We start from the raw sequence: 17,538 nt of genomic DNA on the forward strand, positions 1-17,538 counted from the left end.
GCTACAAATACCTCCCTGTCATTGATAATTCATTTTTTCTTAAGTCATCAGGGGTTCCTTGGCTAATAATATTACCACCTTTATCGCCACTGCCTTCGCCAAGTTCTATCAGCCAATCACAAGCCTTTAATATATCAATATCATGCTCAATGACCACAACAGAGTTCCCAGAGGCGACTAATTCGTTTAATAAATAAACTAATTTTGAAATATCATATTGACTCAAACCAGTGGAAGGTTCATCCAACACATATAGCGTATTGTTTTTTTTAGCTTTTCCAATTTCTTTTGCCAGCTTGATTCTTTGGGCTTCACCGCCACTAAGAGTAGACGTTGGTTGACCTAGTTTCATATAGTCCATCCCGATTTTTTTGAGCATGTGTAACGTTGAGAGATCAATCATTGAATCTTCAAAGAAGATAATCCCTTCATCAATACTCATTTTTAAAACATCATTAATATTTTTATCTTTATATGTCACTTGTAACGTTTTCTGATTAAATCGTGTACCTAAACATTCTGGACACACTTTATCAAATTGAATATCATAGCCGATTGAAATACTTTCTATTCCACTACCTTTACAAGCAGGACAAGCCCCCTTTGAATTAAAAGAGAAGTCGCCAGCCTTGAGATTCCCTTCAAAAGCTTGAGGTTGTTTCGAATACAGCTCTCTTATTTTATCCCATAACCCTAAATAAGTAACAGGATTGGAGTTTGATTTTCGGCCAATAGGCGCTTGCGTGATTTCTATGATATTTTTAATATTGCCTAAGCTACTAATGTTTTGAACGTTATGGTTCTTATTTTTCAACTGTTCTTTGCAAAGTGGCACTAATGTTTTAGAAATTAATGTGCTTTTTCCACTTCCTGAGACACCTGCAATCCCAACAATTTGATTGCTAGGAATATCAACTGAAATATTCTTCAGATTGTTCTTACAAGCATTCCTTAACTGGATGCTTCCCTTTTCACTGGAATATTCTTTCTTTTTACTTTTTGTCATATCATAATCCAGATACATAGCAGAGAGAGAGGTCGGACAATCGATAAACTTAAGATAGGTTCCTTGAAAAACAATCTCCCCGCCTAAATCACCAGCTTTTTCGCCAACATCGATAATGTTATCAGCGGCTTGAATGACTCGCTTATCATGTGTCACAACGATCACCGTGTTACCTTGTTTCTTCAAAGCTTGCAGCGAATCAATGATTCCTTGCTTTTCCGATTCGTGTAACCCACTGGTCGGTTCATCAAACACATAGATCAGCGAATCTAGTTGTGACTCCATGTGGTCATGTAAAAAAACACGTTGTAATTCTCCGCCGCTTAAACTAGGCATTTCCCGGTACAGAGTTAAATAACCTAACTTAATGTCGATAAGTAAATTTAAGGCTCTAATTATGGTTTTAGACATTTCTGTGCCAAACGAAGATAGCTCATTCTGATCGATTACATTATCTAAGAATTCTTTGACTTGCGTTAAAGGCATATTAGCAATTTCTCCAATGTGCCGGCTATTAATTTTTGTCTCGATTGCCTCCTCACAAACCCGGAAGCCTTGGCATGTTTCGCAAATATCCTCAGAATATAAGGCTTGAATGTCTTCCCCACGATTAAAGCGATTTTGCAATACTCGTTCAAGACAATAACTAACTTTTCCAGAATTATTATCGACTACTCCATAAGTTAATTCATCTTGGATATCATCAGGACAAGCTAAAAACAGTTTATCAAAATACTCCTTGTACTTTCTCTGTAGCAGATTAAGGAAGCCTTTTGTTGAACCAACATTCTTAAAAACTTCCTCGACTGTTGCTGTATTAGAGAAAATAATATTTTCCATATGCATATGGAATGTCTTCCCTTTCCCGCCACAATCAAAACACATACCTGTTGGCGAAAGATACGAAAAGACACTTGCATCTAAGTCATCAATCGATCCCATTGAATCATCTGTTGAAACCCCTTCTTTAGCAAAGAGCAAGCCGACGTTATTTAAAATACCTGTCTTTGAACCTAAGGTAGACCTAGGATTACTCTGCCTAATCAAATTTTGTTTGACTGCGACAGTCTGACTTAGGCCAACAATGCTAGTATAGTCGTTTTCCCCAAAGTCCAATGCCATACCAATCGATTGCAGATTTTTTTTCGCCCTTCTTCAAATATCAAATCAAAAGCCAGACTTGATTTTCCAGAACCACTAATACCAGTTATTACAACCAACTCTTGTTTAGGAATCCTAATGTTTATGTTTTTTAAATTGTTAACATGTGCATTTTCGATTTCAATATATTTCATATACTCTCCTTCGTTATTCACGTATTGGTTCAATTGGAATGTAGATTTCAACAATATGTTTTCGCGCTGGTTCTTCCAAAGGATTGTTTAAATAGACTTCAAATGGAAATGAGTTTCTTGGAAAGTAACCACTAGACAGCAGCCATTCACTATAAGCAAACTCCCAAGCCAGAGGATAGTCATTTAGGGATAGTTCAAAATGAATAATACCGTATAAACCTACTGGTATCTCCATCACACCAATTTTATCACTATCTACATGGTCTATTCCTTCTTTAATAATAATACAATTACTAGTCCTTTGATTTCTTGGTGAAGTCAAATCAGGGTGGCTATGATAAATAGTCAATGGTAGAGCGGTCTTACTATCTAGCAAGTCCTTTGCTATTCCAAATTGATATAACTCGCCTAGGCTACTATTGTTTGAATCTAAATCACCGTATGAACTTAATATTCTTTTATAGATGACTTTCATACTTTGGATTGACGCTACTCTAATCTCGCCTTGAACAGGGCTTTTCTTTTCATCTATAAATCGATTATAAGGGGAATTTAAATCAGTATCTTTGCAATTGTTGCTATTTTCACTTCTTGCCTCTTTAGGTGACATGTCGAAATACTTTTTAAAGCTTCTTGAGAAAACAGCTGAATCACTAAATCCAAGTTCATAGGCAATCTCAGTTATTGATAAGTTTTTTCGCTCTGTTACCATACCTAGTGCCCATTCCATCTTCACTCTTGTTGCATATTGAAATATCGATTCATTTGTCAGCGCGCTAAAAATTCTATGAAGATGATACTTCGAAAGTCCCGAAATTTTAGCGAGTTGTTCAGAGGTGAATATGTCTGTCGGGTTGGCTTCAATGTAATCTTGTATTAAATAAATTCGTTTCCAATAGTCAGCTTGATACTTATTAACTTTCATAGTTTCCCCTCCTTTTCCCCTAATTTTAATTCTATTATATAGCATTTTGAAATTTATTGAGCATTAACAGTTTTAATGGTATCCTCGAAAGTTGAGCGAGTCAGACTTATTGCGATTCTGTAAACTATCAGCTTACTAAAAGGCTAGTTATTATTAAATGATACTAGAGCTAAACAAGCCCATGGTGATCTGCTTTGGCCTAGTTAAGTAAAATAGGAGGCTAGTGACTGCTGACACCACCTCCTAAATCACTCATTATTCACTTAACTTAAGGTTTAATATTTACGATTAATTGATCCATGTCAGGGATTTCATCAATTAATTCATTTTTCTTAAGCCAATCAGCAGTCTCTAGCCAAGAAGCTTTGTCTTGTGACCCAAACCCTAAGTCGCTTGTCATTTTCGGCAATAAAATATCCATGCTTTTCATCTCTACGTCTTTATCAAGAGGGAAGTTCGCAGCGTCTTGATTATCAAGAATAATTTGTAGGGCTGCTTCAGGATTTTCAGCCATGAAATCGTAGCCTCTTCGAGCGGCTTTCCAAAAAGCCTCAATATTTCTTTGCTCCTTTTCCCATGTTTCTTCACTTGTCACAGCTACTATTTCATAATAACTCGGTACGCCATAATCAACTGGATTAAAGTAATCAATGGCATGACCTTTACTTTGTAAAACCGGTACTTCATGATTCACATACATCCCACTTACTGCATCGACTTGCTTTGAAATTAAAGAGGAGGCTAATTCAAATTCAACATTGATCATTTCAACTTTGTTATAATCACCACCGTCAAAATTAACCATCGTTTTTACTAGTGCTTCATTTATAGGGATGCCTGGGTAACCAACTTTTTTACCTTCTAATTCTTTAGGTGATTTTATTGGCTTATCTGAAGGATACACGACATGATTTAGTGGTTCTCTGACTACCGCCGCCACTGATTTTATTGGAATTCCTTCATTGGCTTTTGCCATAATGACATCCGGTTGGTAATACAGCCCCATTGTCACCTTCCCAGAAGCTGCCAAAGCAAGTGGATCCGTGGGATTTGCCGGGTATTGGAACGCTACCTCAAGTCCTTCTTCAGTAAAATAGCCTTTTTCTTCTGCCACATATAAATAACTATGGACGGCGTTTGGATACCAATCTAACATAATGCTCACTTTTGCCATGTCTTCATTAGTGACTAAACTTTCATTTTCAGCTTCGCTACTCTCTTTACCACAGGCACTTAAGACTAGCAAACAACAAGCAATCGCAACTATATAACTCGATATTTTTTTCATTTTACGTTCGTCTCCAATTCAATATATATTTTTCTAATAAAACAACGACTATGAACAGAAGGATACCTATCAGAGAAAGTAAAACGATGGGTGCAAATACTCCAGCACCATCGAATTGTGTCATCATTCGCCGACTGAAATACCCTAAGCCCGCTTGCGCCCCTAACCATTCGCCAATCGCTGCACCAATCACACTCATCGGTACAGCTACTTTTAACCCTGAAAAGAAGGAGGGGAGTGCAGAAGGAACTTCTAATTTTAAAAAAAGTTGCCATCGAGAGGCACCCATGGATTGAAATAATTCTTTCAACTCCTTATTGGTGGACCGAAACCCATCAACAGTGCTGACTGTAATCGGAAAAAAAGTAATAATAATTGTCACAACAACTTTACTCCAAATAGAATAGCCAAACCACAGAACAAAAATTGGTGCCAAGGCAATAATCGGGATTGTCTGTAAGACAATTAATAATGGGTAAACCGCTTGTTCTAATATTTTTGACATACTCATACCAATCGCTAAAGAAATTCCTAGTATTAAGGAAATAGTTAGACCAATGGCAATAATCGAAAAAGTAACTGGCAGGTGGTTTAATAATAATGCCTCCCGTAACTCCCAAAGCTTCCTACCTATTTCACTTGGTGCTGGCAAGATAAACGACGTATTTAGGAACCTTGCACCGATTTCCCAGAAAAAGAATAAGACACAAATCAATACTGTCGAATAAACATAATTTCTCATGTACTACCCCCTCATTCGAAAACGTTCTATTAAATTGTTTTTTAGTTCAACCACTGCTTGTTGGTCCAAATGATGTTGTTGCCTTGGTCGTTGGAGAGGCACCTCTGCCTCTTCCATTGTTGTAAACGGTGTCTCTGTAATCATTAAAATCCGATCGGACAAAAATAACGCCTCGGAAATATCATGAGTGATGAACAAAATAGTTGCCCCTTGCTTCTCCCATTGTTGTAGTAGCCATTCTTGCATGTGTAATCGTGTCATCGCATCAAGGGCCGAAAAGGGTTCATCTAGCAATAACACATTAGAACCTGATAAAGTAGCCCGTAAAAAGGAGACTCGTTGACGCATACCACCGGATAGTTCATTCGGGTATTTATTTTCATACCCTTTTAGACCAAAGTCTTCTAATAACTTATCGACTTTTTCATTATCAGTATTTGTTTTCTTTTGGAGTTCTAAAGGAAGTGCCGCATTCTGTCGAATGGTTCGCCAAGGCATTAACAAGTCTTGTTGTGGCATGTAGCCTACTTTACCTAAACGCTTTTCTGTCTTTTCCCCGTTAAGAGAGATAGTGCCACTGCTTTGCTCTTCCAAGCCAGCAATCAGTCGAAAAATAGTTGATTTTCCTGAACCGCTTGCACCAACAATACTGACAAATTCTCCTTTTTTAATCGAAAAACTGACATCTTTTAAAATAGCTCTAGCTCCGGTACTATTTGTATAATCAAAATGGACATTTTGAAACTGAAGCCCATCTTTCTCATTGACTAATAAATAGGTCACAGGGATTCATCCTTTCTATCCTTCTTTGATAAAATTATTGATTGTTCTTTTTTTTGATTGGACCACTGGTAAATAAAGTTAATCATCGTTTTTGTAAAAGATACTAATTGGTCAATAGCTAACTGTTCATTTACAGCGTGTGCGTGAAGGAAATCCCCTGGTCCATAAATAGCTGCCGGAATGCCTGCTTCTGAGAACCATCCGCCATCTGTAACAGATGGGGAAACATCAATCGTCACATCTTCAGCGGTAACTGCTTGATGGCAATTTGATAGTAATTTAACTGCCTGATGAGTTGGATCTACTTCCAGGGAAGGAAAAATTTCCCCCTTGTCTTCAATCATCGATGTTCCTCCCCATTCAAATATCGGTGGGTTTTCTCGTAACCAGACATCAGCCTCCGCTACTTTTAAAAGATGCTCTTCAATTTCTGTGGTGACTTGTCGATGAGTTTCATCTGGATAGTAATGAACAGTAATCCACAACCGACATTCATCAGCAATAAACGCTGCATGACGGCCACCTTCGATAACTGCTGGATTAATTGTATTGATGCCCCCAGGATAGCCTTTATATTGCTTCGTTACAGCCCAATGCCGTTCAAGTTCCTGAAGACCGGCTATTAATTTCACCATTTTTTCGATTGCACTTGCCCCAAATAGTCCGCCGCCGGCATGAATCATATTTCTCCGGGTGGCATCGTGAAAAGTTTTTTTACTCTTAATGGTAATCCAGCCAGTAATGACGCCTCCTTGGCCTTGGATATGTAAGTCGCTGGTATCGACAACGAGAGCAAAATCTGCTTGATACCCTCGCTGACAACATTGTAATGTACCGGCTTCACCAACTTCTTCTCCTATGACTGATTGAAAAATCACATCACCTAAAAGAGGCATATTTTCTTCCTTTAACAACTTTAAGGCGAATAATGCACCAGCTAGTCCGCCTTTCATATCCGCCGCTCCACGACCAATAATGTAGCCGTTCCGAATGACAGCTTTGAATGGGTCTGTCTCCCAGTTTTCCCCTGGTCTAACTTCTGCCACATCAATATGACCGTTAAGAATAAGGCTTTGATACTTGTCGGATTTTATGCCTTGATGGACACCAACTACATTAGGGTCATTGGGATACACCTCCCACATATCAATCGAGAAACCTAGAGATTCTAAATATTGTGCCACATAAGTTTGGGCTTCTGTTGTATTTCTAGCTGGCGGACCAGGGGTTTTAAATGAGATTAACTTAGCTAATAAACTTACTAACTCATCTTGACGTTCATCTACTTGTGCCATTATTTTTTCTAGCTTACTCATCATACCTAACCTTCTTTCTCTATTTGCAACTTCGGACTACCCATTGATTAGTCGAGAAAACGATTTCATGAACTAACGTCTAAAAAACATCAGAGTTGGTCTATCATCGACAGATTTTTCTCAGTTTCACTGAAATGTCTCCCTTGCTAATTCTTTAACTGGCCACATCGACTCCTTTTCCGCCATTTCCCAAAACATATATTCAAAGTAACTCGTCTTAACAAATATCTCTTCAATCCTCTTTAACTCCTCTTCAGGCTTACCTTCTGTAACTTCATTTATCAATTCAATACAGTTTTCAGCCATTGCCGTGAACTCTTCAGATGAATACATCTGAACCCACTTCCCATAACATTCATGATCCAGTGAGCCTGAGGTTTTTGCTAGCTTTTTTCCAATCCAATTGTAACTCCAAGCACAAGCAAGGACTGCTGCCACAGCATTTTCCACACCACCAAGCTGAGCTTGGCTAATCATATAGCTTGTATAAGCAGTTGTCGTTGCTGAAGGTTTTGTTGCTTCTAGCTCCTCTTCAGAAATATTAAACATTGCTGCGTATTTTCGATGCAAATCCATTTCAAAATTCAGTGTGCCATGAAGCAAATTCGCAAAAATAGTCATTGTTTTTAAATCATTTGCCTTCGTACTCCCAATGGCGAACACTCGTGAGTATTCGATTAAGTACAGATAATCTTGTTTCATGTAATGAATAAACTTCTCTTTAGCTAGCGTCCCCTCGCCAATTTCTCTTACAAATGGGTGAGACAAATAACTATCCCAGACAGGTTCTACAGTTTTGAATAAACGATTAGCAAACGTCATACTATTACATCTCCTTTTTTCTATTTTGAATAACGAATCAAAAAAACCATTCCGTAAAAAAAGGGAATGGTAGAGTAAAAGATACAATTAGACGTATCGCCACCACTTCCCTACGCTAGTATGACCTAGTTCAGGTTCAAAGGGTCAAGACATGTCTTTCTCAGCAAAAAATTGCTCCCCTAGTGATTCAAGTATTCAATTAGCCCCATTATAATCACAGGTCTTTGTGATTGTCAAACATCTCGCGTCTCCAACTTAGTTATTTATTTTAAAGGACTTCGCTAAACTTTCCACTGTTACTATCCTTTTAACGTAGTAACTTTTCCTTATTTGACCTTATTATCCTCCTGTCACTAATAAACCTAATTGCGTTATTTTTAACAAGTGTTTTTAACATCGAATGATTGCTGTAGCTATTTCCTGCCATCTATTTGAGGAACTTATTTCGACCAACTATATTTTTCAAAAAAATAACTTTCTCCCACAAATACACTACCTTTATTCGTTGACAACGCTCTCATTTCTTGTTAAAGTAATGGCGTTAAGCAAGTACGTTTCATTAATTAAATAAAATAAATTGGCACTCCATTTTTGAGCGGGAACTCAAAAATGAAGCCTTGAAAAATCAGCCTCTACTGACTAATCAAGTTGCCAATAAGCTAGCCCAGGGCTAGTAATTCTATTGTACTCAATTTTAAGTATTGGCGCTACTCTCACTTAGCCTTTTACCTTTAAAAGCGAGGCTTCTTTGAGCACCTCAAAAAATAGAATTATTCTGAATGTGTCACACCATCTTTTAAGATGGAAAAGTTCTGAACTTGTTGATAGCGATATTAGACATCCGGTCTGATATCGCTATTTTTTATATGTCATTAATGAATTAACGTGCTTGCTTAATCTTGACTATCGTCCCTCTTAACCACTTGTTTTGTTCCTTTAATTTGAATCTTTGGAGGAATGATAATGAATATCTTACGAACAATCAAAAAAGTTCCTGGAGGTATGATGGTGATTCCCCTTTTAATGGGAGCCTTAATCAATACTTTTTTACCTCACTTTTTCGCCTTAGGTGGATTTACCGAAGCACTTTTCAAAACGGGTGCTACCGCTCTTTTAGGCGCTTTTCTCTTTTGTAGTGGCGCTCAGATTAATCTTAAGGAAGCTGGGACCTCTTTGTATAAAGGGCTTGTTTTATTAGTCTGTAAAGTCTTAATTGGAGCCACTTTAGGAATTATTGTTAACCATTTTTTTGGTCTTCAAGGCGTCTTAGGTCTTTCCCCTTTAGCTATAATCGCAGCTTTGACAAATAGTAACGGTGGCTTATATGCTGCCTTAGCAGGTGAGTATGGCGAATCCACCGATGTTGGTGTGACTTCGGTGATCGCCTTAAACGATGGGCCTTTCTTTACTTTAATTGCTTTTGGGGCCACTGGTATTGCTGAAATTCCTCTAACAGCCTTATTAGCGGCGATTACTCCGATTATGATTGGCTTAATTTTAGGTAATATCGATCATGAGCTCCGAGAATTTCTAGCACCAGGAGCGAGTCTTTTGATTCCTTTTTTTGCCTTTCCTTTAGGGGCTGGTTTGCATTTGAACCAACTCCTTTCTGCTGGTCCATCAGGGATCTTATTAGGTGTGGCTTGTACGGTAATTACTGGTGGGATGTGCTACTTCGTGTATAAATTACTTGGTTTTAACTTTCCTGCCATTGGCGCAGCCATCGGCACCACAGCTGGCAACGCGATTGGCACACCGGCAGCTGTGGCTTTGATTGACGAAACCTTCGCAGAAGTTGCTAGCCAAGCCACTGCAGAAGTTGCTAGCCAAGCCACTGCACAAGTGGCAGCGGCAATTATCGTTACAGCACTCTTATGTCCCTTGCTTGTTAGTCTCTTGGACCGTCTCGAAAAGCCTAAGAATCAAAAGGAGGTCATGTTCCATGACTAATCGCTATTTAATTATTGCTGATGATTTAACCGGTGCTAATGATACCGGTGTTCAACTAACGAAACGTAATCTTAGGACAACGGTTCACTTGACTGCTACTGGAACGCCCTTCCAGTCCGCTTTAGTTTTAGACACCGAATCCCGGACTTTGCCACCGGCTGTAGCTTATCAGCAAGTTAAAGAGCTGACCCAAGTTCTCTTAGCTAACCAACACTTCGACTTAGTTTACAAAAAAGTCGATTCCACTTTACGAGGAAATATTGCTATTGAAATCAAAGCCCTCTGTGAGACTTACAAGCCTGAACGGATTATCTTTGCACCGGCCTTACCTAAGAGTAAACGAATCACTTATCAAGGGATTCAGCACTTAAACGGCCTGCCATTAATGCAAACAGCCTTTGCCCATGACCCTCTGACTCCCCTATGGACTGACCACCTTTCGACCTTACTAGCTAGTGTCTTTTCGGAAAAAATCAGCCACTATCAAACAACTGACCTGACTTCTGATTTAAACTTAACTGATGCCTTTATTCATAGCTTTGATATTACAAGTCAAAGCCATTTAAAAACCTTAGCCACTCTTGTATTATCTTCACCCCTCAGAACTCTTTACGTCGGTTCTGCTGGCTTAGCGGAAGCCCTTTTTACCGCTCTCGTGCCACCTTTGCCAACTTTAGCTGTTGTAGGCAGTCTTAGTCAAGTCAGCCTCGCTCAAATGACTTACGCAGAAATGCAAGGGATAGCTGTGATTAGTATTCCTCCCAAAGATTTACTAAAGGCTGAAACAATCCCTTATTACCAAGAACTTCTCCTCGACAAACTTCAAAACTATCAAGACGTGATTTTAACGGTCAGTCGGACACCGGCAGACTACGAGCAAACCTTAGACTTTTTCGCCAGCCAACAAGAGTTTGACCCTATGAAAATTAGCCACATTGTCAAAGACACCTTAGCCACGATAACTAAGAGAGTCATAACTGAAGCGACTTTAGCTGGTCTTTTGTTAAGTGGTGGTGATACAGCCATTGCTGTGATTCAAGCCTTAGCTGGCACTGGCTGCTTGATTGTCGAAGAACTAAGTCCTGGTATTGTGAAATCTCACTTAGTCGGTGGTCCCCATGCTGGCCTGCCTTTAGTGACTAAAGCTGGGGCTTTCGGTAATCACCGAGCACTCTATCACAGTTTGCAAAAACTGAAGGAATAGGAGGTTGAGGATGTCATACTTAGGCATTACTATGGGCGACCCTGCCGGAATCGGTCCAGAAGTAACAGTAAAAGCGCTCCTTAAAGAGCCGACTTATCTTGATACTACTGTCATTTTTGGCAGCCCTCAGATCATAGCCCATTACGCTCAGTTACTGAATAGTCCTTATAAGGTTCATTCTCTGACTTCTTTAGTTGATGTCAAAAAAGGTGCCATCAACGTCTACAATGTTTTAGATTTAGCTATTTCCCAGATTCCTCTTGGGAAAGTCAGTGCCCTAGCAGGGAACGCCGCCTATCACTACCTTGCCACAGCAATTGCTTTTGCCTCTAAAGGGGACATCGACTCAATCGTCACCGCCCCTCTAAACAAAGCCGCCTTACACTTAGGCGGTCATCTCTATGACGGTCATACTGAAATTCTCGCTAAATTAACTGAGACTGCCACATACACGATGATGCTCTGGAGTGAGAAATTCTCTGTCGTTCACGTTTCCACCCACGTCTCTTTAGCCCATGCCTGTCAGCTAGTTACTAGAACTAGGATCGAAGAATGCATTGCCTTAGCCCATGAGGCGATGTTACGTTTAGGCATCTCCCAGCCTAAAATCGGCGTTGCTGGCCTTAATCCTCACAGTGGCGAAGGTGGACTCTTTGGTCACGAAGATCAGCGGGAAATCCAACCGGCCATTATCGCTAAAAGACAAGCTGGTTTTGAAGTGACAGGCCCTTTGCCACCTGACACGGTCTTTTTAAAAGCACTGAAAAAAGAATACGATGTCGTCATTGCCATGTACCACGACCAAGGTCATATTCCGATGAAATTACTTGCCTTTGATGAGGGGGTTAATGTGACTTTAGGCTTACCAATTATTCGGACGTCTGTCGATCATGGCACAGCTTTCAATATCGCTGGTCAAGGGATTGCTAATGAACGCTCCATGTTAACGGCAATTAAGTTGGCAGAACGTTTAACAACGAACATTTAAGGGATTGGAAAAAGCCAGTCAACTTAGACTGGCTTTTTATTTTAATCAGACTGTTTAAAGTAAGTCGTTTAAGACTGAGCGATAATGCTCTAACTCTGTATTAGATAATAAATCAGGTTTCTCACCTTGGTAATCTTTTAGTAAATTCAGAAACCAATGAGAGACATTTTGAAAGTCATACACCGACATCTTATACTTCAATGAATTAACTAACAGGACTGCCTCAGAAATCCGGTCATCAGCGATGTACTCTAGTAACAAGTCCATTCTGGAAACCGTCGTTCCTTCCTCACTTTGGATTTCACCTAGGGATTCTGAAGAAATCTTCTTTTTAAAGAGTATGCCAATCCCTTCACCCATTAACTTTATTTGTCGCATAATAAAATCATTTTCCATTTTTAAACCACCTTCTCTAAATACCCTCTTCTCAAGATATCTATAAATGCCTCACCATTTTGGCAACTTAGCAATTCTCCTTTAAGTAGGCTACTTTTCGTGATATTTTCTAAAGCTTGACAGACATTTTTAACAACTTTAAGCTGACTTTTCTCGTAACTCAGACTTAGTAAAACAAAGACTTTCTTATCTGAAATGATGATTGGTTGGCTAAATTGTTCAATGACTAATTGACTATTACTGATTTCTTTAACTATTCTCAGTTGGCAGGCAAATAGCCCTTCAACGATTAATAGCGGCTCTTGTTGCTGCCAGTTCTGATCGCTCTTAACTTGGGCCCTTTGATAATTACTTGAATGTAATAAACCTGTCAGCGCCGGCCATTCAAAAAGCTCTTTGATTCTTTTTTCAATTAACTGGTGTTCCTTCGTTGAAAGATAATCAGTGATTTGAAGAATTGAAGGATATCTTTTTTGTAATTGCTGATTAATTACTTTAGATGTCATCACTAAATCGTAGTTGCTAATTTTTTCACGAATCCTTAATAAATTAATTTCATCAAAAATAGTGACTGACAGACTTGGATAATCATGTTCTAACTGAGTTTTAAGTAAGTAACTTCCGCTCCGACTTTCCATCATTACGGCAACCTTTTTACGATAGATATCAAAAACTTCCCCTGTTTCTAACAGCCACGCTTTAAAATAAAGGGAGACATATAAGACTTCATCAATCGTGATACTTGTTAAAGTAATCTCTAAACTTAGTTCTGCTAAAAAAGCTTGGGTGAGATAAATCTCGAAAAAGTGTCCTTGGTAATACTCGTTTCGTTGGGGAAATAAAATTTGGGTGCCGTAAGTCAGTCGCTTACTTAAGTTCAGTAGATGTTTACTTAGTTTTTTGAAAAAAGAAGGCTCAGTTTGCCCCCTCAGACCTAGCTTCTGACTGAGTCTTACGAAAGCCTGTTCTGTCACCCTTTCGTACTCAAGGTCTTCCGCCTGATACGTCATTAATTGATCACCAATGTAATCAATCAGATAGTTAATCTCAACTTTTGGTAAATCAATCTGGTACCAATTTTCAAGTAAGGCTTTTAATGGCTCTTGTAAAGAAGCTAGCTGTTGATTTTTCATTTCTAGAGAATACGTCAACTTTTGACCAGTGGCTAACCGCTCAACCATCACTACCATATATTGCACGATCGTTAAAAAAACACTTTCCGTCAGATTTACTTGATAGTCTCCAAAAAGCTCCCTGACTGCTTGTTGAAAAGCTTCTGACACTTGATAGTCCCCTAACTCTTCTTCCAAGGTCATGACTGGCAATAAATTGACTGCTTTAATTAAACATAAACGTTTGTTTAACTCGCTACCGGTAACTCTTAGTCCATAATACGTTTTAGCAGTGATTTCTAGCTGAAAGGCGGCCATTTTTGGGGCTAAGGCTTTTAAATCTGCAGTAATCGTCGATTTACTGGCACCTAAATAGTCACTTAACTGGCTACTACTAACATAACTAGTTTGACTAACTAAATATATTTGAGTTAACAAGCGTCGGTGATTTGGATTCAAATAAGCGACACTACTCGCAGTTTCTTTAATAAAGTCTGCCATTTTAGGAGCATCTTGTACAATCAGTTCGTAACCTAAGTTAGTCCGAGCTTTTAGTAAGCAGCCGGTTTTACGACTGAAATAATTAAAATCTTGAATTAACATCTGGGCCTTCCGTTGAGAAATTCTAAAGTCTCTAGCAATTTCTGTCAGTTTGATTAGCCGATTTTGTTGCAAATAATAAGTTAGTAATAATTTTTCTTTCATTTTCTATCCTCCACTAATGACAGTTACTCTGAGACCAGTTGATATAAGCTTAAAAAAGCTGCCAAATATCTTGCAAAAATCATGCTATATGGAACTTAACCTTTCAGTTAAACTTTTTAATGAAAGGGCTTTTCTGTTTGTTTTATTTTAACAGAATTCGTACCTTAAAAATAGGAGGTTTTGCAAGATGAATAAAGATGTTTTGATTGATAAGGTTCAAGTTGTTGCCGGTAAGATTCAAAGTAATCCCTATATTGGGGCGATTACTAAGGCCTTAACGACGACAGTAGCTTTAACGATTGTTGGTGGAATCGGGAGTTTGATTAATGGCTTACCAATTCCTGCTTATCAAGAATTTTTAGTCGGCAGTGGGTTAAAAGTCTTAACGGCGATTCCCGCTGATATTACGAATAATTTGTTGTCGGTCTATATTGTTTTTTTAATAGCATATCAGTTTGCTAAAGATCAGATTGGTGAAGGCTTAATTGCTGGGTTAATTAGTTTGATGTCTTTCTTCATTGTGACCCCTTACGAGCTTAGCGAGACTGGCACCTTTGCTGGTTACTCTAATCAATGGCTAGGTGTCACAGGGATGTTTACAGCTTTTATTGTTGGTTTAATTACTGCTAAAATTTTCACTACTTTTGTCAAAAAACAATGGGTTATTAAAATGCCGCCAGGTGTACCATCAACGATTGCCGACTCTTTTTCTGGTTTATTACCAGGTGTGGCGATTGCTTTTGTAATGATTGGGATTCGTGGGGTGATGGGGTTAACTTCTTATGGTAGTATTCATGACATGATTTTTGGGGTTCTGTCAGTGCCTTTAACGAAATTAGGGACTTCTTTCCCAGCCTTACTTTTAATTGTCATTATCGCCCAGATCTTATGGTTTGTCGGAATTCATGGCACGATGATTGCTGTTCCCGTCTTAATGCCCATTTTAATGCCGATTAACATGGAAAATTTAGCGGCTTATAATGCTGGTTTACCGATTCCCAATATGATTTCTTGGAGTTTCTTTGCGACTGCTTTTGTGATGGGTTCTGGTCAAACTTTAGGTTTAGTCATCGCCATGTCCCGCTCGAAATCAGAACAGTACCGAACTCTTGGGAAATTAGCTTTGATTCCTAATATTTGCTCGATCAATGAGCCGGTGATTTTCGGAACGCCAGTGATTTTAAATCCTTTACTTGCGATTCCTTTTATTTCCATGCCAGCAATTAATTTAACTTTAGCTTATGTTTTGTCTCGTATCGGTCTGTTAAATTACTTACCAGGCGTCACTTTACCTCTTGGGACACCAGTAATTTTCTCTGGATTTATTAACGGTGGTTGGCGTTGGGCCCTTTTCCAAGTTGCCTTATTAGTCATTAGCTATTTTGTCTACTTGCCTTTCTTTAAGCTGATGGAGAAAAAAGCCTTAGCCGAAGAAGCTCAAGTAACAACAACTAATTAAAAATTGCCAAATAGGCACTCTTAGAAAGTAGGTCAATTATGAAACAATTTCCAGCAGAATTTCTTTGGGGCGGCGCGATTGCTGCCAATCAAACAGAAGGCGCCTACTTAACGGGTGGCAAAGGCTTATCTTTAGTCGATGTCACACCTAGTCAAAAGGAAGGCCGGTGGGCAGCTATGAGCGATCCTGATAAAATGGTTGCCACCACCTTTGATTATTATCCTAGTTACGAATCCATTGATTTTTACCATCGTTACAAAGAAGATGTGGCTTTATTTGCCGAAATGGGCTTTAAAATCTTACGAACATCGATTAGTTGGCCACGAATTTTCCCCAATGGCGATGACTTGCTACCTAATGAAGAAGGCCTCAACTATTACGATAACTTATTTGCCGAATGTCGAAAATATGGCATCAAACTAATGGTGACCATGAACCATTTTGATACTCCTTTAGCTATTTTTAATAAATACGGTGGCTGGCGCAATCGTCAAGTCATTGATTTATTTGTTCGTTATGCCGAAACAATCTTGACCCGTTATCAAGGGCAAGTCGCTTATTGGCTGACTTTTAATGAAATCAATATGCTCTTACATGGTAAATTTTTCGCTGGCGCCATGTCAGCAGCTGAGGGAGAAATCACCGATCAGGTCCGTTTTCAAGCCGCTCATCATCAACTAGTAGCATCAAGTTTAGCGACTAAATTAGCCCATCAGCTTGATCCGACTTGCCAAGTTGGTTGTATGATGGCTGGTACTGGGGCATATCCTGCCACTTGTCAGCCGACAGACGTCTGGGAAACCTTTAAACATGACCAAGAAAACTTCTTGTTTATTGACGTCCAAGCTAAAGGGGAATATTCCCCTTATGCTCAAAAACTACTGGCGAAAAAAGGCGTCGAACTTGTCTTAGAACCAGATGATTTAGCCTTGTTGAAAGCTCATACTGTCGACTTTGTTTCTTTTAGTTATTACTCTTCTGAAATTAAAAGTGCCACTCCCGAACAGCATGAAGTGACAGCTGGCAATGTGTTACCGGGGTTAAAAAATCCTTACTTAGCTGTCAGTGAATGGGGCTGGCAAACAGATCCTCTTGGTTTACGGATTGTTTTAAATACTTTAGCAGATCGCTACCAAAAGCCTTTGTTTATCGTCGAAAATGGTTTGGGGGCCAAAGACGAATTAACTACAGATGGCAAGATTCATGACGATTACCGCATTACTTATTTACGAGAGCATATTCTTGCTATGGGACAAGCCATTGCTGATGGCGTTGAGCTAATCGGCTATACACCTTGGGGATGCATTGATTTAATTTCAGCTGGCACTGGCCAAATGTCTAAACGTTACGGTTTTATTTATGTCGATCGAGATGACGAAGGTAAGGGAACCCTCGCTCGCTATAAAAAAGACTCATTTTCCTGGTATCAGGAAGTTATTCGCTCGAATGGGGAAAATCTTTAATTTCTAAAAAGTTACTAGTGCCTACAGGTTAACTGCCTGTCTACTAGTAGCTTTTTTACTGCTTTCTTTTGATATTTATTGAAC

Annotated in this window: 15 protein-coding genes and 1 riboswitch; of the genes, 5 read left to right on the top strand and 10 right to left on the bottom strand. The window is 39.0% G+C overall.

Features of this window, described 5'->3' with window-relative positions; all coding sequences use genetic code 11:
- Nucleotide 1: 1 nt before the first annotated feature.
- The 8 genes from CBF35_RS11005 to tenA all read right to left on the bottom strand — a co-directional run bounded on the left by CBF35_RS11005 (nt 2) and on the right by tenA (nt 8,177).
- The gene (locus CBF35_RS11005) at nt 2–2,128 is read right to left on the bottom strand and encodes an excinuclease ABC subunit UvrA (RefSeq protein ID WP_211345309.1); all 2,127 of its coding nucleotides are present in this window, start codon (nt 2,126–2,128) and stop codon (nt 2–4) included.
- Nucleotides 2,080–2,301, bottom strand: a complete 222-nt coding sequence (locus CBF35_RS14970) for a hypothetical protein (protein ID WP_211345310.1) — start codon at nt 2,299–2,301, stop codon at nt 2,080–2,082. Before CBF35_RS14970 ends, CBF35_RS11005 begins: the two co-directional genes overlap by 49 nt.
- Nucleotides 2,302–2,314: 13 nt before the next feature.
- Nucleotides 2,315–3,226 carry an AraC family transcriptional regulator gene (locus CBF35_RS11010; protein WP_126781113.1) on the bottom strand — a complete coding sequence of 304 codons (912 nt, stop codon included), beginning with the start codon at nt 3,224–3,226 and terminating at the stop codon, nt 2,315–2,317.
- Nucleotides 3,227–3,494: 268 nt separating this feature from the next.
- Entirely contained in the window at nt 3,495–4,514 is a 1,020-nt protein-coding gene (locus CBF35_RS11015) for an ABC transporter substrate-binding protein (RefSeq protein WP_126781115.1), read from the bottom strand.
- Nucleotide 4,515: 1 nt separating this feature from the next.
- Complete coding sequence (locus CBF35_RS11020; protein ID WP_126781117.1) at nt 4,516–5,256, bottom strand: ABC transporter permease; 741 nt, start codon at nt 5,254–5,256, stop codon at nt 4,516–4,518.
- A 3-nt stretch (nt 5,257–5,259) separates the two neighbouring features.
- Nucleotides 5,260–6,039, bottom strand: a complete 780-nt coding sequence (locus CBF35_RS11025; RefSeq protein WP_126781119.1) for an ABC transporter ATP-binding protein — start codon at nt 6,037–6,039, stop codon at nt 5,260–5,262.
- Nucleotides 6,036–7,355 carry an acetylornithine deacetylase gene (locus CBF35_RS11030; RefSeq protein WP_280530460.1) on the bottom strand — a complete coding sequence of 440 codons (1,320 nt, stop codon included), beginning with the start codon at nt 7,353–7,355 and terminating at the stop codon, nt 6,036–6,038. Before CBF35_RS11030 ends, CBF35_RS11025 begins: the two co-directional genes overlap by 4 nt.
- A 126-nt stretch (nt 7,356–7,481) precedes the next feature.
- Nucleotides 7,482–8,177 (bottom strand): thiaminase II, encoded by a 696-nt coding sequence (gene tenA / locus CBF35_RS11035; protein ID WP_126781123.1) that lies wholly within the window; start codon nt 8,175–8,177, stop codon nt 7,482–7,484.
- Nucleotides 8,178–8,267: 90 nt separating this feature from the next.
- Nucleotides 8,268–8,368, bottom strand: a riboswitch (TPP riboswitch).
- A 772-nt stretch (nt 8,369–9,140) separates the two neighbouring features.
- On the opposite strand from tenA, the gene CBF35_RS11040 reads away from it, so the two are divergent.
- From CBF35_RS11040 to pdxA, 3 genes are read left to right on the top strand one after another with little or no spacing between them, the layout of a single operon-like run.
- Nucleotides 9,141–10,127, top strand: a complete 987-nt coding sequence (locus tag CBF35_RS11040) for a 2-keto-3-deoxygluconate permease (protein WP_126781125.1) — start codon at nt 9,141–9,143, stop codon at nt 10,125–10,127.
- A complete protein-coding gene (locus CBF35_RS11045) occupies nt 10,120–11,331 on the top strand; it encodes a four-carbon acid sugar kinase family protein (RefSeq protein WP_126781127.1) in 1,212 nt (403 codons plus the stop codon). The genes CBF35_RS11040 and CBF35_RS11045 overlap by 8 nt, the downstream gene beginning before the upstream one ends.
- 10 nt (nt 11,332–11,341) lie before the next feature.
- The gene (gene pdxA, locus CBF35_RS11050; RefSeq protein WP_126781129.1) at nt 11,342–12,319 is read left to right on the top strand and encodes a 4-hydroxythreonine-4-phosphate dehydrogenase PdxA; all 978 of its coding nucleotides are present in this window, start codon (nt 11,342–11,344) and stop codon (nt 12,317–12,319) included.
- Nucleotides 12,320–12,373: 54 nt separating this feature from the next.
- Here the strand turns inward: pdxA and CBF35_RS11055 are convergent, their stop codons facing one another.
- Together CBF35_RS11055 and CBF35_RS11060 are read right to left on the bottom strand one after the other, a co-directional pair.
- Nucleotides 12,374–12,715 (bottom strand): hypothetical protein, encoded by a 342-nt coding sequence (locus CBF35_RS11055; RefSeq protein ID WP_126781131.1) that lies wholly within the window; start codon nt 12,713–12,715, stop codon nt 12,374–12,376.
- A 2-nt stretch (nt 12,716–12,717) separates the two neighbouring features.
- The gene (locus tag CBF35_RS11060; RefSeq protein ID WP_126781133.1) at nt 12,718–14,532 is read right to left on the bottom strand and encodes a BglG family transcription antiterminator; all 1,815 of its coding nucleotides are present in this window, start codon (nt 14,530–14,532) and stop codon (nt 12,718–12,720) included.
- Nucleotides 14,533–14,719: 187 nt separating this feature from the next.
- Here CBF35_RS11060 and CBF35_RS11065 point away from each other — a divergent pair, with 187 nt between their 5' ends.
- Both CBF35_RS11065 and ascB read left to right on the top strand, forming a co-directional pair.
- Nucleotides 14,720–15,991, top strand: coding sequence for a PTS sugar transporter subunit IIC (locus tag CBF35_RS11065; RefSeq protein ID WP_126781135.1), 1,272 nt, complete (start codon nt 14,720–14,722; stop codon nt 15,989–15,991).
- A 38-nt stretch (nt 15,992–16,029) separates the two neighbouring features.
- The gene (gene ascB / locus CBF35_RS11070) at nt 16,030–17,454 is read left to right on the top strand and encodes a 6-phospho-beta-glucosidase (RefSeq protein ID WP_126781137.1); all 1,425 of its coding nucleotides are present in this window, start codon (nt 16,030–16,032) and stop codon (nt 17,452–17,454) included.
- The last annotated feature ends 84 nt before the right edge of the window (nt 17,455–17,538 follow it).

The organism is Vagococcus salmoninarum (assembly GCF_003987495.1).
Classification (GTDB): domain Bacteria; phylum Bacillota; class Bacilli; order Lactobacillales; family Vagococcaceae; genus Vagococcus_D; species Vagococcus_D salmoninarum.